Source organism: Streptomyces sp. Ru72 (genome assembly GCF_002920635.1).
In the GTDB taxonomy this organism is placed as follows: domain Bacteria; phylum Actinomycetota; class Actinomycetes; order Streptomycetales; family Streptomycetaceae; genus Streptomyces.
Window position 1 is genome coordinate 1 of sequence record NZ_PQSR01000148.1, and the last position, 14,532, is coordinate 14,532.

Genomic DNA, 14,532 nt, shown 5'->3' on the forward strand with positions numbered 1-14,532 from the left:
CAGGGGGGCGGCGGTGTTGCCCGCCTTGTTGGAGGCGATGATCTCCTCCGGTTTGATGAGCGCCGCGGCGCCGAAGCCGAGGGCGAGCGTCATCAGGTAGAAGGCGCCGATGAGGCCGATCGCCCAGTTCACGGACTTCCGGGCGGCCTTGGCGGTGGGCACGGTGTAGAAGCGGATCAGGATGTGCGGCAGGCCGGCGGTGCCGAGGACCAGGGCGATGCCGAGGGAGATGAAGTCCAGCTTGGTGGTGCCGGTGGCGCCGTACTTCAGGCCGGGTTCCAGGAAGGCCGAGCCCTTGCCGCTGTTGTCGGCGGCCTTGCCGAGCAGGTCGGAGATGTTGAAGTGGAACTTCAGCAGCACCAGGAAGGTCAGCAGGAGGGCACCCGCGATCAGCAGCACGGCCTTGACCATCTGCACCCAGGTGGTGCCCTTCATGCCGCCGATCGTGACGTACACGATCATCAGCACGCCGACCAGGGCGACGATGCCGATCTTGCCGCCGTCGCTGGTGATGCCGAGCAGCAGTGAGACGAGGACGCCCGCGCCCGCCATCTGTGCCAGCAGGTAGAAGATCGACACGACGATCGTGGAGGTGCCGGCGGCGGTGCGCACCGGGCGCTGTCGCATGCGGTAGGCCAGCACGTCGCCCATGGTGTAGCGGCCGGAGTTGCGCAGCGGCTCGGCGACCAGGAGCAGGGCGACGAGCCAGGCGACCAGGAACCCGATGGAGTACAGGAAGCCGTCGTAGCCGAAGAGGGCGATGGCGCCCGCGATACCGAGGAAGGACGCCGCGGACATGTAGTCGCCGGACACGGCGAGGCCGTTCTGGAAGGCGGTGAACTGCCGTCCGCCCGCGTAGAAGTCGGCGGCGTCCTTGGTCTGACGGCCCGCCCAGACGGTGATGACGAGGGTGGCGGCGACGAACACCGCGAAGAGGGTGATGATCAGCGGCCGGTGCTTGCTCGCCTCACCGGCGGCCAGGACGAGTGCGGGGCTCATGCGCGGCCCTCCATCCGGGACTTGATGGCCTCGGCCTTGGGGTCGAGCTTGGCGGCGGCGTGCCGCGCGTACCACCAGGCGATCAGGAACGTGGTGAGGAACTGGGCGAGGCCGAGCACCAGGGCGACGTTGACGTTGCCGAAGAGCTTGGTGCCCATGAAATCGCCGGCGTAGTTCGACAGCAGGACGTAGGCCAGGTACCAGGCGATGAACGCCACGGTCAGCGGGAAGGCGAACGAGCGGTGGGAGCGGCGCAGTTCGGCGAACTCGGCGCTCCGCTGCACCGCGCCGAACTCCTCGGCGGACGGCAGGACGTGTTCGGTCCTGGAGGGGGGAGGTGCGTCGGTGGCCACGGTGTCTCCTCGCGTTGCTGTTGGGGTGACGGCAATCACGTAACCGGTTGCGACCGTAGCGCTCCGGTAGGTGATCCGACAGGGGCCCTCGGCCGTGTGCGGGCTCCTTGTCCTGGCTCACGGCGCCGCGCGGGGGCCGGTTCAACTCGCTTTTTTTCTTTCGCTTGAACTTGTTGCTGGCCGGCCGGGGCGGCGGATAGCTTCACCCTGCACCACTCGTCATGTACCTGCCGGTCACGTCACCCGTGTCCGGCACGTTCACGTTTCCCGGATGATGTGGAGACCCCATGGCTCATCGCCGTTCCAGACGCCGCCTCGCCCTGGCCGTACCCGTCGTGCTGTCGCTCACCGCCTCGCTGGGCTTCCTGCCGGGTGCCGCGTCGGCCGCCCCGCGCACCGCCACCACCGCCCGGACCGCCGAGGGGCAGGAACTCGCCTACGTCGTCAACACCCGGACGGACCGTCACACGCTGTCGACGGTGCGGCAGGCGATAGCCGCGGCGGGCGGCAGCATCGTGGCGACGTACGACAGGATCGGCGTGATCGTCGCGCACTCCGCCAACCCGGACTTCGCCCGCACTCTCCGCGCCGTCCGCGGAGTGCAGTCCGCGGGCGCGACCCGGACCGCCCCGCTGACGGCCGCCGGCACGACGGACGAGGGCGCCGCGCAGTACCTGACGAAGGCGGAGGCGGCGAGGACAACGAAGTCCTCGGCGACCACGGACGGCAGCGAGCCCCTCGAGGCCGACCAGTGGGACCTGCGCGCGATAGGCGCCGACAAGGCCGCGAAGATCAACCCGGGCAGCCGCAACGTCACGGTCGCCGTCATCGACACCGGTGTCGACGACACGCACCCGGACCTCGCACCGAACTTCTCCGCGTCGCAGTCCGCGAACTGCGTAGGCGGCAAGGCGGACACCACGTACGGCGCCTGGCGGCCGGCGAAGCCCGAGCACTACCACGGCACCCATGTCGCCGGCGAGATCGCGGCGGCCCGCAACGGCATCGGCGTCGCCGGTGTCGCCCCGAACGTCAAGGTCTCCGCCATCAAGGTGGCCGACCCGGTCAACGAGCTCTTCTACCCCGAGAGCGTCGTCTGCGCGTTCGTGTTCGCCGCCGACCACGGCGTCGAGGTCACGAACAACAGCTACTACGTGGACCCGTGGCTGTACAACTGCATGGACGACCCGGACCAGCGGGCCATCGTGGACGCGGTCGACCGGGCCCAGCTGTACGCCCAGCGCAAGGGCACCCTCAACGTCGCGTCGGCGGGCAATTCCAACGACGACCTGGACTCCCACGCCCTGGTCGACGACTCCAGCCCCGACGACTCGACCGCGGTGACCCGCACGGTCGACCCGCACGAGTGCTTCGACGTGCCGACCCAGCTGCCGGGCGTCGTCACGGTGAGCGCGACGGGTGTCACCGAAGCCAAGTCCTACTACTCCAGCTACGGAGACGGCGTGATCGACGTCGCCGGCCCGGGCGGGGACAAGTACCAGATCCCGGACACGCCCTCGAAGAACGGGCGCATCCTCTCCACGATGCCGAACGGCCAGTACGGCTTCCTGCAGGGCACGTCGATGGCGTCGCCGCACGTCGCGGGCGTGGCCGCGCTGCTGAAGTCCGCGCACCCGTGGGCGACCCCGGCCCAGCTCCAGGCGCTCCTCAAGGCGCAGGCGGACAACCCGGGCTGCCCGACCGCCCCCTACGACGGCGACGGCGACGGGGTCGTGGACGCGACCTGCGTGGGCGGCAAGCGCGTGAACGGGTTCTACGGCTTCGGCATCGTCAACGCCCTGCGCGCCGTGAAGTAGTCGCGCAGTCGGACCGCTGCGAAGCCACGCGGAAGGGTGTGCCTTCGATCGGCAGGTGCCCCGCGGCCTCGGGCGTCGCCGACTGGGGATCGAGCCGATGCGTGAGCGGGGTGGTCACCTGCGAGTTCCCGAGGACGGGCGAAGCCCGGCGACGAGCCGGGCTTACGGGTGGAAACCTGCGAGGACTATGCGCTTGCCGGATCCATGAGCGGTCCAGGCCGGGGTGGAGCGTGGAGGCGTCCCACCCCGGCCGGGTCTCATCGGATGGACTTCGCGGGCCTGGTGGCGGCGTTGAGCAGGTACTCCAGGGGGCCGCGGCGGAAGAAGCGGGACCAGATCGCGGCGAACACGATCGCCCCGAGGACGAACATGAGCAGGGGCACCCAGGACTGCTGGGTGCCGGTCCCGGCGGCCACGGACAGCACGGACTGTGCCACGAAGTGGCCGACGTAGGCGGTCAGGAACGTGGTGCCCACGGCGATGACCGGCTTCGCCAGGCGACGCAGTCGCGGCAGGCGGTCCATCGCCGCCGTTGCGCCCACGATCAGAGCATCGCGACTCCGACGTCACACGAAGCTTCGTGAGGATCGCGCTGACGTGGTCCTTGACCGTGCCGGCACCCAGGTGGATGCGCGCCCCGATGTCGGCGTTCGACAGCCCCTCCGCCACCAGGACGAGGACGTCACGCTCGCGGGCGGTGAGCAGCCGGACCCGTGCCGCATCCCGTGCGGCCCATGCCGATGTGACCCTAAAGCCACGCGGATCGCCGGCGGCCCGGCGAGCGGCAGCTCCAGCCACACGGCGGGGTAGCACCCACCAGTCGGCAGGGACAGCGGCTTCTGCCGGATAGTCCGTGATCGGCCCGGTCTCGAGCCTGCGACACACGGCGATCTCCTCGGACGAGCAGAAGATCGCGATCACACACCGTCTCGGGGCCGACCACCGACCGGAGGGGCCACGTACCGGTCGCCGTCACAAGAGGGCCGGGCCTGCGCACGGCCCCTTCGCCGTGCTGATCCTGTCCACAGGGCATAGTTCCCGCCATGACGGACACAGAAGTGGCGTGGGGGGCACTGGGCGGCGACCCCGCACTGCTGCAGAGGATCACGACGGTCGTACGGGAGGGGATCCTGCCCTCGCGTCTGCCCGTACGGGAGGTGGCGCGGGCCTGTGTGGGCGCGTGCGCGCTGGCCGCCGCCGAGTGGGCGGCCCGGCGGGCCGGGCTGCCGCAGGTGCCATGGGTGCGGATCGACGACGGAGCCGTGGCGACCGCCTTCCACAGCGAGCGGCACCTGCTGGTCGACGGCCGGGAACCGGTCAACTTCGCGCCGCTGTCCCGGTTCTGGCGCACAGCGGACGGCTGGGTGCGCACGCACGCGAACTACCCGCACCACCGGCGGCGCCTGCTCTCCGCTCTGGGCCTGTCGGCGGACGCGTCCGTGGAGACCGTGGCCGCCGCACTCGCCGAGCGGCCGGCCGTAGAGGTGGAGGAGAGTGTGTACGCGGCTGGGGGGCTCGCGATCGCGCTGCGCACGCCCGGGGAGTGGGCGGCGCACGAACAGGGTCGCGCCGTCGCCGCGCATCCGCTGGTGGGCCGTGAGCTGCTGGACAAGGCGCCCGTACGCCCCCTCGTGCGGCTCGACGGTGACCCGCTGCTGCCCCTGGCGGGCGTCCGCGTCCTGGACCTCACCCGGGTCATCTCGGGCCCCGTCGCCACCCGCACGCTCGCGCTGCTCGGCGCGGACGTGCTGCGCATCGACAGCCCGCACCTGCCCGAACTCCCCGACCAGCACGCCGACATGGACATCGGGAAGCGGTCCGCCACCCTGGACCTGACGGCGTCCGTGGACCGGCGGGCCTTCGAGGATCTGCTGGCGGGGGCGGACGTGGTCGTCACGGGTTACCGCCCCGGCGCGCTCGATCGGTTCGGGCTCTCCGCCGAGCAACTGGCCGAGCGACGGCCCGGCCTGGTCGTGGCGCAGTTGTCGGCGTGGGGCGCGTACGGGCCGTGGGGCGGACGGCGGGGCTTCGACAGCCTGGTGCAGGTCGGCACGGGCATCGCGGTGACCGAGGGCTCGGGCGAGCGGCCGGGCGCGCTGCCCGCGCAGGCCCTCGACCACGGCACGGGGTACCTGCTGGCCGGCGCGGTGCTGAGGTCCCTCACCGAGCAGACCGAGCAGGGCGGTACGCGGGTCGTACGGCTGGCGCTGGCGCGGACGGCGGCCTGGCTGACGGACGGGACCGTCCGGAACGCCGGGGGCGCCGGGCAGGTGTACGACGGCCCCGAGCCCTGGCTCGCCGAGGCCGACAGCCCGCTGGGCCGGCTGCGGTACGCCCTGTCGCCGGTCCGCTTCGCGGGCGGGCCGGTCGACTGGGCGCGTCCGGCGGGGCGGTGGGGGCAGGACCCGGCGCGGTGGCAGCCGGGCCGGCGCGGGAGCTGAGTCACCGGTCGCGAACATCGCATCTGTGTCCGGAATGCGTTCTCTCAGTTGATTGACTTCGGTTGCCCGGTTCTGTGGCGACTGGCGAAGATCCTGACGTGAGCTCGACACGTCCCGCTGCCCAGCCCGACGGCTCGGACTCCGGCCCCGACCCGGCGCCCGTGCCCGCCGCGGTCGCCGTGTCCATCCCGCGCCCCTCGGCCCGCCGGGCCGTCGCCGCGCTCGTCCTCGTGACGGCCGCCGCCCTGATGCCGCTGCTCGGCGCCTCGGCCGCGCTGCACGGCACGGGTGAGGCGGCCGCGCCGGGGGCCGGTGGCATCGGCCTGCTGCGTGCGGTGCTGTTCGCGGCGCTGTGCGTTCCCGTGGGCGAACTGCTGGTCGCCCACCTGGCGCGTCGGACGCCGGGCGCGCCCGTGGCGCAGGGGCCTCGCAGCTGGGCACCCTGGGCGGCCGGTGCGGGTTTCGTCGCGGCGCTGGGGCTCGCCTCGGTGGTGGCCACCGGCAACCTGATCCCGAGGCGGCTCGCGCAGATCGACGTCGGCGGGCTGTACCGGACCCGGGACGGCTCGCTGGCCCTTCTGGAGGTCGACGCGTTCCTCGTGGCCGGGCTGTGCGCGCTGTCGCGCCGGCCGGTGCTCCAGGTGTGGCCGCTGAGCGCGGTGGTCGTGGCCGAGGCGCTGCGCGCCCACCCCGCCACCGAGCACTCCCCGCTGGTCGGGTCCGGCCTGACGCTTGTGCACCTCGGCTGTGCCGCACTGTGGTCGGGCGGTCTGCTGCACGTCCTGCGGCTGATGGCGCACTGCCGCACGGCTCCCGGAGCGGGCGCCGTCCTGCTGGGCGGCTACGCGCGCGTGGCGGCCGTTCTGCTCGCCGCGATCACCGCGACGGGAGTGTGGAGTTCGCTGCGCCGCATGCCGCCGGACACCGTCCTCGACCAGTTGACGACCACGGCGTACGGCCGCACGCTTCTCGCGAAGCTGCTGCTGGTGGCCGTCGTCGCCGTGCTCGCCCTGGTCGCCCGGCTGCGGCTGCGGCGCGCCGCCGACCCGCTCGGCGCCTGTGTGCCCGCGCGGGCGGAGGTGGTGGTGCTGACCCTGGTGGTCGCGGTCTCGGGCCTGTTGACGGCGCTGCCGCTGCCGATCCGCTGGTCATGACCGGACCGGCTGCGCGCGAGCCTCTTCCAAAGTCAGCAGCAGGAGCACCGGACGGCACGGTGGCCGATGGCCGGTTCACACACCCGCCGCCCCCAGCAACGTCCCTGCGGCGTAGGTGATGCCCATCGCCAACGCACCGCCCAGTACGTTGCGGGCCACGGCCCGTCCCTGCTTCGCCGCGCCCAGGCGGGCGCTCGTCCAGCCGGTGATGACGAGCGCGGCCAGGACGGACGCGACCGTCACGGGCAGGCGCACCCCGGCCGGTGGCAGCACGATCGCCAGCAGCGGGAGCAGCGCCCCCACCGTGAACGCCAGGAAGCTCGCCCAGGCCGCGTGCCAGGGGTTCGTCAGCTCGTCGGGGTCGATGCCGAGTTCCACGCGCGCGTGGGCGCGCAGGGCGTCGCGTGCCGTCAACTGCACCGCGGCCTCGCGGGCCACGACCGGCGACAGGCCGCGCTGCTCCAGCATCTCGGCCAGTTCCTCGAGCTCGGCCTCCGGTTGCTCCCTCAGTTCCCGCCTCTCCAGGGCCAGCGCCGCCTGCTCCGAGTCCCGTTGGGTCGACACGGACACGTACTCGCCCGCCGCCATCGACATGGAGCCGGCCAGCAGCCCGGCGAGGCCGGCCGTCAGCAGCGTGCCGCGGTCCGTCGTCGCCCCGGCGACGCCGACCACCAGGCCCGCGGTGGACACGATGCCGTCGTTGGCGCCGAGCACCGCCGCCCGCAGCCAGTTCAGCCGCGCGCCGAGGGCGCCGCCGTGTGCCTCGTCGTGCGTGGGTTCCCTCACACGGGGAGGATGGCACCTCCTGAGGCGGACGGCACCCCGGGGCGCGCTCGTCACCAGCCCGCCTGACGACGTCTCAGCTACGGTGTCGTCAACTGGCACGGGGTGACTTCGGGGTTGTGCGCCCGGCGCAGGAGGACCGCGGGTCCCGGGTGGGGGCGTGGGGCTGTCGGTCGTGGCCCGTATCCTCAGTGACCATGCTCGAAGACCGTACGACCGCAGCGTCCCCGACCGCCTGGCCGGCCTCGTATCCGGAGGGGTACGCGGTCGTCGACGTGGAGACCACCGGGCTGGCCCGGGACGACCGGATCATCTCGGCCGCCGTCTACCGGCTGGACGCGCGCGGTGAGGTCGAGGACCACTGGTACACGCTGGTCAACCCGGAGCGCGACCCGGGCCCGGTGTGGATCCACGGTCTGACGAGCGAGGCCCTCGAAGGTGCGCCCCTGTTCCAGGACATCGCCGAGGAGTTCGCGGCGCGGCTCGACGGCCGCGTGCTGGTCGCGCACAACGCTGTCTTCGACTGGCAGATGATCGCCCGGGAGTACGCGCGCGCGGAGCGCGAGGCACCGGTCCGTCAGCGGCTGTGCACCATCGCGCTGTCGAAGGAGCTGCGCCTGCCGCTGGCCAACCACAAACTGGAGACGCTCGCCGCGCACTTCGGGGTGGTCCAGCAGCGGGCGCACCACGCGCTGGACGACGCGCGGGTGCTGGCCGAGGCGTTCCGGCCGAGTCTGCACGCCGCCGCCCGGGACGGCGTACGCCTGCCGCTGCTGGAGTGCCGCCCGCTGACGGAGTGGTCCGTCACCCCCGCGGTGCCCCGCCAGTCCTCCGGGGGCTACCGCCCGAGCAGTTGGCGCCCCTCCCGCAGGCGCCCCGTGTGCCCCTACCCCAACCCGGGGCGGTACGAGGAGGGCAAGCGGCTCAAGCAGGGCATGCGGGTGGCGTTCTCCGGGGACACCTCGGTCGACCGGGAGCTGCTGGAGGACCGTGCCGTCGAGGCGGGGCTGCACGTGGCGACGAGCCTGTCCCGGCTCACCAGCCTGCTCGTCACCAATGACCCGGACTCGGGCACGTCCAAGACGGTGAAGGCGCGGCAGTACGGGACACCGGTGATCGACGAGGCCGCGTTCGGGCAACTGCTGCGGGACGTGGAGCCCGCGTCGCCGGAGTGACCCCTGCCGTCGGCGCAATGACCCGTACGGACGGGTGATTGCCGCGCGACTCGCCCGGCGCCCGCTCGCCCGCGCCGCGGCGACGGCTCACGCTGTGGCGCATGGCACGTTGCGAGGTCTGCGGAAACGACTACGGCATGACGTTCGAGGTGCACGCGCAGGGCGCGGTGCACGTCTTCGACTGTTTCGCCTGCGCCATCCACCGTATGGCGCCCATCTGCGAACACTGTCGCGTCCAGATCATCGGCCAGGGCGTCGACGTCGACGGCCACTGGTACTGCGGCGCGCACTGCGCCCGCGCGGAGGGGCAGGTGGGGATCGTCGACCGGGTCTGAGGCACCCCCGTGCGGGCGCGGCCCGGTCCGAGATGTACCGTCGTGGGGTGTACCGCTTCCTGTTGTCCCGGCAGTGGGTGATCCTCACCCTCGTGGCTCTCCTGCTCATCCCGACGATGATCAGGCTGGGTTTCTGGCAGCTGCACCGTCACGACCACAGGCAGGCGCTGAACAAGCTGATCAACGCATCGCTGGCGGCGCCACCGGTGCCCGCCGAGTCGCTCACCTCCGTGGGCGGGACCGTCCGGCACGAGGACCTGTACCGCCGGGTGACCGCGAAGGGCCACTTCGACACGGCGCACGAACTGGTGGTGCGCCGTCGTACGAACTCGGACAACGAAGTGGGCTACCACGTCCTGACGCCCTTCGTGCTGAACGACGGCAGGACGCTCCTCGTCAACCGGGGCTGGATCGACTCCCCCGCCTCGCAGACCGCCTTCCCGAACATCCCGGCACCCGCCCAGGGCGAGATCACGGTCACCGGTCGGCTGATGCAGGACGAGACGACGGCCGCGAGCGGCATCAAGAACCTCAAGGGGTTGCCCGACCGCCAGATCATGCTGATCAACAGCAAGCAGGTCGGCGCTCTGCTGCGCGACGCGGGCGACACGTCCGCCAAGGAGATGCTCGGCGGCTACGTGGAACTGGTCTCCCCCGCCCCGAAGGGCGGAAGCCCCGAGCTGATCCCGTCGCCCAAGGAGGACAGCAGCTGGATCGGCCTCGGCGACATCAACCTGCCGTACGCGGTCCAGTGGTGGCTGTTCGCGGCGGGCGTCCCCCTCGGCTGGGTCATCCTGGTCCGCCGCGAGGCCCGGGAGCGGGCGAAGGCGGCGCAGGAGACGAGCGAGGAGCCGGCACCGGCCACGGTGTGATCCCGGCCGCATCCGGTGTTTACCGCGGCCGGAGACGTCACGTCCGGTAGCGGTCGGCCAGACGGTCCCGCCAGTAGAGGAAGGTGCGCTCCGGCTCGGGCAGCAGCTCCCAGGGGTGGCGCGTCATATGACGGCCGAGGCGCCGGAAGACCTCGGCGGCCTCGGCCGTGCGGTGGGTGCGGACCAGGGCGAAGGCGAGGACGTTGAGGTCGGCGACGGCCTCGGCGTGCGGGGGCGCGGCGGTGCGGAACCAGCGGGTCAGCGCCCACTCCACCTCCTCGGCCGCCCGGGGCTCGTTCCAGTGCCGGTCGGCTCCCAGGGCGGCCGACGGTGCCTGTGCCCCGCGGTGAGCGATCAGTTCGACGCGGGCCGCCACCGGGAGCAGGGCGAGAGGTGATCCGTACGGCGCCCGGGCGGCGGCCTGCCCGGCGAAGTCCAGCATGTCGGCGACCGTGCCGTGGCCGCGTGGGGACAGGTACCGCAGCAGCAGGTGGTAGGCGGTGCGGTGCCAGGGCGCACGGGTGACGGCCTCCGTCCACACCGGCACGGCGTCGCGGGCGGGAACGGCGAAGTCGTGCATCAGCTGCAGCAGTGCCAGCCAGGGAGTCGGGTCCTCGGGGCAGGCCGCAGCGGCGCGCAGGCACATCTGCTCGGCCCTGGGAGCGGCGGCCCGCCCCTCGGCCGCGGCCCGGACCGACCGGACGCAGGCCCCCAGGACCAGGGCGTCCCCGTCGTCGGGCCGGTCGGCGGACCACCGTTCGCAGACCGAGGCGGGCAGGTTGCGTGCCAGGACGAAGACCCGGTGCACCCGGCGGTCCCAGTTCCGGCCCGTGGTGCGCAGCAGTTCGGCGACCGGCTCCCACAGGGGTCGGGTACGGTCCGCGCCCAGACCGTGGAGCTGCCCGGCGGGGCGTAGGTCGGTCAGGGTCGCGTGGAGCGCGTGGTCGTCGAGTTCGGGGCGGATCAACAGGGCGTTGCGGCGTCTGAGCATCAGGGTCCCGGTCACAGGTGTTCGGCGGCGGAAGGGGTGTGCGGGGCGGGCGCGCGGGCGTCAGGGCGGGACGGCGCGCCCGCCCCGCGGTCCGTGCCGCCGGTGTCAGCAGCAGCGGCCCTGCGGGTGGGTCTCCCGGTGCAGTGTGCGCAGTACCTCGTACTCCCGGCGGGTGGGCACCGGAGCGAGGGGGTGGTGGCGGCGGTGCCGTTCGCAGTAGCGGTCGTACTCCGCCTCTCCGGTCAGCTCGCGCAGGTACCAGCGCACGGCTCCCGCCCACTGCCGGGCGTTCATGACCGGGCTCCCACCAGTGCGTCGTCGGCCTGCTCGGGCACGTCGAGGCGGGATTCCACGTACGGCGCCTCGGTGGTCGGCTGTGCCCCCGGAGAGCGGACGGCGCGTACGCACACCACGGCCGCGTTGACGATCACGACCGCGACCAGCAGCAGGAAGAATGCGATGAGCACTCCGTCGACCGTGGAGTTCGTGACCACGGCATGCATGTCGTGGGCGTTCTTGGCGGGCGGCAGCACGTGCCCGGCGTCGAGGGCGTCGGCGTACTTCGTCCGCTGGGCGAAGAAGCCGACGCGCGGGTCGCCGGAGAAGATCTTCTGCCAGCTCGCGGTGAAGGTCACGGCGACGACCCAGGCCAGCGGGAGCCCGGTGACCCAGGCCCAGCGCAGCCGCCCGGACTTGATCAGAACCGTGGTGCAGACGGCGAGGGCGATGGCGGCGAGCAGCTGGTTGGCGATGCCGAAGAGCGGGAAGAGCTGGTTGATCCCGCCGAGCGGGTCGGTGGCGCCGGTGTAGAGGAAGTAGCCCCAGGCGGCCACGACGAGACCGCTGCACAGCCAGATGCCCGGCTTCCAGGTGACCCGGCCGACGGGCTTGAACACGTTGCCGAGCATGTCCTGGAGCATGAAGCGCCCCACGCGGGTACCGGCGTCGACCGTCGTCAGGATGAACAACGCCTCGAACATGATCGCGAAGTGGTACCAGAAGGCCTTCATCGCGGTGCCGCCGAGGACTCCGGAGAAGATCTCCGACATGCCGACGGCCAGGGTCGGCGCCCCGCCCGAGCGGGCGATCAGCGTCTGCTCCTCCACGGCCTTGGCGGCCTGGGTCAGCTGGTCGGGACTGATGGTGAAGCCGAGTCCCGCCACGGCGTGGGAGGCCGACTCGGCGGTCGCGCCGAGGAGGCCGGCGGGCGCGTTCATCGCGTAGTACAGGCCCGGCTCCAGCGTCGCGGCGGCGATCAGGGCCATGATCGCGACGAACGACTCCATCAGCATGGCGCCGTAGCCGATCATGCGGACCTGGGACTCCTTCTGGATCAGCTTGGGGGTGGTCCCGGAGGACACCAGCGCGTGGAAACCGGACAGCGCGCCGCAGGCGATGGTGATGAACAGGAACGGGAACAGGGAGCCGGCGAAGACGGGGCCCGCGCCCGAGCTCGCGAACTTGCTCACCGCGTCCGCGTGCAGCACCGGCGCGGCCACCACGACGCCGACCGCGAGCAGCCCGATGGTGCCGATCTTCATGAAGGTGGACAGGTAGTCGCGCGGCGCCAGCAGCATCCACACCGGCAGGACCGAGGCGACGAAACCGTAGCCGATCAGGCAGAAGACCAGGGTCGTCGGGCTCAGGGTGAAGGCGCCGGCTAGTGAGGAGTTCTGGACCCAGCTGCCGCCGGCGATGGCGAGGAGCAGCAGCGCGACGCCGATGAGGCTGGTCTCCACGACCCGGCCGGGGCGGATGCGGTGCAGCCAGAAGCCCATGAACAGGGCGATGGGCACGGTCATGGCGACGGAGAAGGTGCCCCACGGGGAGTGGGCGAGGGCGTTGACCACGACCAGGGCCAGCACACCCAACAGGATGATCATGATGGCGAAGACCGCGATCAGTGCTGCCGCGCCGCCCGCCCGGCCGATCTCGTCGCGGGCCATCTGCCCGAGTGACTTTCCGTCCCGCCGCATCGACAGGAACAGCACGACCATGTCCTGCACCGCCCCGGCGAAGATCACCCCGGCCACGATCCACAGGGTGCCGGGCAGGTATCCCATCTGTGCCGCGAGCACCGGGCCCACCAGCGGCCCGGCGCCGGCGATCGCGGCGAAGTGGTGGCCGAGCAGCACCCGGCGGTCGGTCGGGTGGAAGTCGACGCCGTCCTCCAGCCGTTCCGCGGGGGTGGCCCGGCTGTCGTCCGGCCGCAGCACGCGGCGGGCGATGAAGCGGGAGTAGAAGCGGTAGGCGATGGCGTACGAGCCGAGCGCGGCCACCACCAGCCAGACCGCCGAGATCTTCTCCCCGCGGGCCAGCGCGAGGACGCCCCAGGCGACGGCGCCGAGCAACGAGACGGCGGTCCAGAGGAGAACCGATCTGGGGGAGATACGTGATTTTTCGGGCGCCTGGAGTCCGGATTCGGCCAGGGGTGATGTGGGCATGGCGGCTCCTCACCTCAAGGGTGGTGTGAGAACACGTGAAACTCGTGACAGGACGTGCGCGGTGCGTGCGGCTCTCCCGCTCGCTGTCGGTTCGTGCAAGAGTTGCCCACTCGCCGGAAACGGTTGACAGCGAATGTCCGGAAGATTTCCTCTCGGTTCCCTGTCCTCCGAACCGGCCGCCCGCGCAACTCTCCTGCGAGGGCACAGGCACACCAAGGACGGTGACCCATGGCCGACGGCGCCATGACCGCGACGTTCCTCGCCGTGATCGGCGGAGCGTCCCTGCTCGCCGTCACCGCGCGCCGTCTGCGGCCGAACGACCGGCTGCCCTCCCTGGAGGGCTGGGCCCTGGCCGATAGGAGCCTCGGCCCCGTATGGACCTGGATGCTGCTCGGCGGCACGATCTTCACCGCCTACACCTTCACGGCCGTGCCCGGACTGGCGTACGGCAACGGCGCGCCCGCCTTCTTCGCGGTGCCGTACACGGTGATCGTCTCTCCGCTCGCTTTCGTCCTGCTGAGCCGCCTGTGGACCGTGGCCCGCCGGCACGGCTACGTCACCGCCGCCGACTTCGTGCGCGGCCGGTACGGATCGCCGCCGCTGGCCCTGGTGGTGGCGTTGACCGGGATCCTGGCGACGATGCCGTACCTCGCGCTGCAACTGCTCGGCATACGGGCCGTGCTGACGGCCGGGGGCGTGTATCCGCGGGGCGCCGCGGGCGACCTGGTGATGGTGGCGCTCTTCGCGGGGCTGGCCGTGGCGACCTACCGGCACGGACTGCGGGCGCCCACCGTGATCGCCGCACTGAAGGCGGTGGCCGTGTTCGTCTCGCTCACCGCCGTCACCTGGCTCGTCCTCGTCCGGCTCGGCGGCCCCGGCCCGGTCTTCGACGGCGCGGCCCGGCGCCTCGGCGGCACGGACGCGGCACACTCCGCGCTGCTGCTGACCCCCGCCCAGCAGCCCGCCTACGCCACCCTCGCCCTGGGCTCCGCGCTGGCCCTGCTGATGTACCCGCACGTGCTCACCGCCGGTTTCGCCGCCGACGGCCCGAGCACCCTGCGCAAGACCGCGGTGGCGCTGCCCGCCTGGACGGGGCTGCTCGCCCTCTTCGGCTTCCTCGGCATCGCGGCCCTCGCGGCCGGGGTCCGGGCACCGGCGGGCGGCGCCG

General features: G+C 72.2%; 13 protein-coding genes and 2 pseudogenes. 7 read left to right on the forward strand and 8 right to left on the reverse strand.

What is annotated here, in order from left to right:
• Both C3488_RS36660 and C3488_RS36665 read right to left on the reverse strand, forming a co-directional pair.
• Window positions 1–999 (reverse strand): cation acetate symporter (locus tag C3488_RS36660; protein WP_146068004.1); only part of this gene is annotated, 999 nt, incomplete at its 3' end.
• Window positions 996–1,352, reverse strand: coding sequence for a DUF485 domain-containing protein (locus C3488_RS36665; protein ID WP_103845191.1), 357 nt, complete (start codon window positions 1,350–1,352; stop codon window positions 996–998). The genes C3488_RS36665 and C3488_RS36660, both read right to left, overlap by 4 nt.
• Before the next feature lie 287 nt (window positions 1,353–1,639).
• On the opposite strand from C3488_RS36665, the gene C3488_RS36670 reads away from it, so the two are divergent.
• Window positions 1,640–3,169 (forward strand): S8 family serine peptidase, encoded by a 1,530-nt coding sequence (locus C3488_RS36670; RefSeq protein ID WP_103845192.1) that lies wholly within the window; start codon window positions 1,640–1,642, stop codon window positions 3,167–3,169.
• 257 nt (window positions 3,170–3,426) lie between these two features.
• Here the strand turns inward: C3488_RS36670 and C3488_RS36675 are convergent, their stop codons facing one another.
• Together C3488_RS36675 and C3488_RS36680 are read right to left on the reverse strand one after the other, a co-directional pair.
• Window positions 3,427–3,693: a DUF418 domain-containing protein gene (locus tag C3488_RS36675; RefSeq protein ID WP_374955486.1), complete on the reverse strand. Its 267-nt coding sequence runs from the start codon at window positions 3,691–3,693 to the stop codon at window positions 3,427–3,429.
• A 1-nt stretch (window position 3,694) separates the two neighbouring features.
• Window positions 3,695–3,898, reverse strand: a pseudogene (locus C3488_RS36680) (response regulator transcription factor); the annotation flags it as partial.
• 314 nt (window positions 3,899–4,212) lie between these two features.
• Here C3488_RS36680 and C3488_RS36685 point away from each other — a divergent pair.
• Together C3488_RS36685 and C3488_RS36690 are read left to right on the forward strand one after the other, a co-directional pair.
• Complete coding sequence (locus tag C3488_RS36685) at window positions 4,213–5,610, forward strand: CoA transferase (RefSeq protein WP_103845193.1); 1,398 nt, start codon at window positions 4,213–4,215, stop codon at window positions 5,608–5,610.
• A 248-nt stretch (window positions 5,611–5,858) separates the two neighbouring features.
• Window positions 5,859–6,764: a CopD family protein gene (locus C3488_RS36690; protein ID WP_103845199.1), complete on the forward strand. Its 906-nt coding sequence runs from the start codon at window positions 5,859–5,861 to the stop codon at window positions 6,762–6,764.
• 75 nt (window positions 6,765–6,839) lie between these two features.
• Here the strand turns inward: C3488_RS36690 and C3488_RS36695 are convergent, their stop codons facing one another.
• Window positions 6,840–7,550: a VIT family protein gene (locus C3488_RS36695; protein WP_103845194.1), complete on the reverse strand. Its 711-nt coding sequence runs from the start codon at window positions 7,548–7,550 to the stop codon at window positions 6,840–6,842.
• Window positions 7,551–7,744: 194 nt separating this feature from the next.
• Between C3488_RS36695 and C3488_RS36700 the strand changes: the two genes are divergently transcribed.
• The 3 genes from C3488_RS36700 (at window position 7,745) to C3488_RS36710 (ending at window position 9,929) form a co-directional block, all read left to right on the forward strand.
• On the forward strand, window positions 7,745–8,722 hold the full coding sequence (locus tag C3488_RS36700) for a DEDDh family exonuclease (RefSeq protein WP_103845195.1): 978 nt from the start codon (window positions 7,745–7,747) through the stop codon (window positions 8,720–8,722).
• A gap of 101 nt (window positions 8,723–8,823) precedes the next feature.
• Window positions 8,824–9,057, forward strand: a complete 234-nt coding sequence (locus tag C3488_RS36705) for a hypothetical protein (RefSeq protein ID WP_103845200.1) — start codon at window positions 8,824–8,826, stop codon at window positions 9,055–9,057.
• A 47-nt stretch (window positions 9,058–9,104) separates the two neighbouring features.
• A complete protein-coding gene (locus C3488_RS36710; RefSeq protein WP_103845196.1) occupies window positions 9,105–9,929 on the forward strand; it encodes an SURF1 family protein in 825 nt (274 codons plus the stop codon).
• A gap of 37 nt (window positions 9,930–9,966) precedes the next feature.
• Here C3488_RS36710 and C3488_RS36715 read toward each other — a convergent pair whose 3' ends face one another.
• The 3 genes from C3488_RS36715 to C3488_RS36725 all read right to left on the reverse strand — a co-directional run bounded on the left by C3488_RS36715 (window position 9,967) and on the right by C3488_RS36725 (window position 13,364).
• Window positions 9,967–10,935, reverse strand: a complete 969-nt coding sequence (locus C3488_RS36715) for a hypothetical protein (protein ID WP_258053874.1) — start codon at window positions 10,933–10,935, stop codon at window positions 9,967–9,969.
• Window positions 10,936–11,025: 90 nt separating this feature from the next.
• The gene (locus tag C3488_RS36720) at window positions 11,026–11,214 is read right to left on the reverse strand and encodes a YbdD/YjiX family protein (protein ID WP_103845197.1); all 189 of its coding nucleotides are present in this window, start codon (window positions 11,212–11,214) and stop codon (window positions 11,026–11,028) included.
• On the reverse strand, window positions 11,211–13,364 hold the full coding sequence (locus tag C3488_RS36725; RefSeq protein WP_103845198.1) for a carbon starvation CstA family protein: 2,154 nt from the start codon (window positions 13,362–13,364) through the stop codon (window positions 11,211–11,213). The genes C3488_RS36720 and C3488_RS36725 overlap by 4 nt, the downstream gene beginning before the upstream one ends.
• Before the next feature lie 228 nt (window positions 13,365–13,592).
• On the opposite strand from C3488_RS36725, the pseudogene C3488_RS36730 reads away from it, so the two are divergent.
• A pseudogene (locus C3488_RS36730) lies at window positions 13,593–14,532 on the forward strand (sodium:solute symporter); the annotation flags it as partial.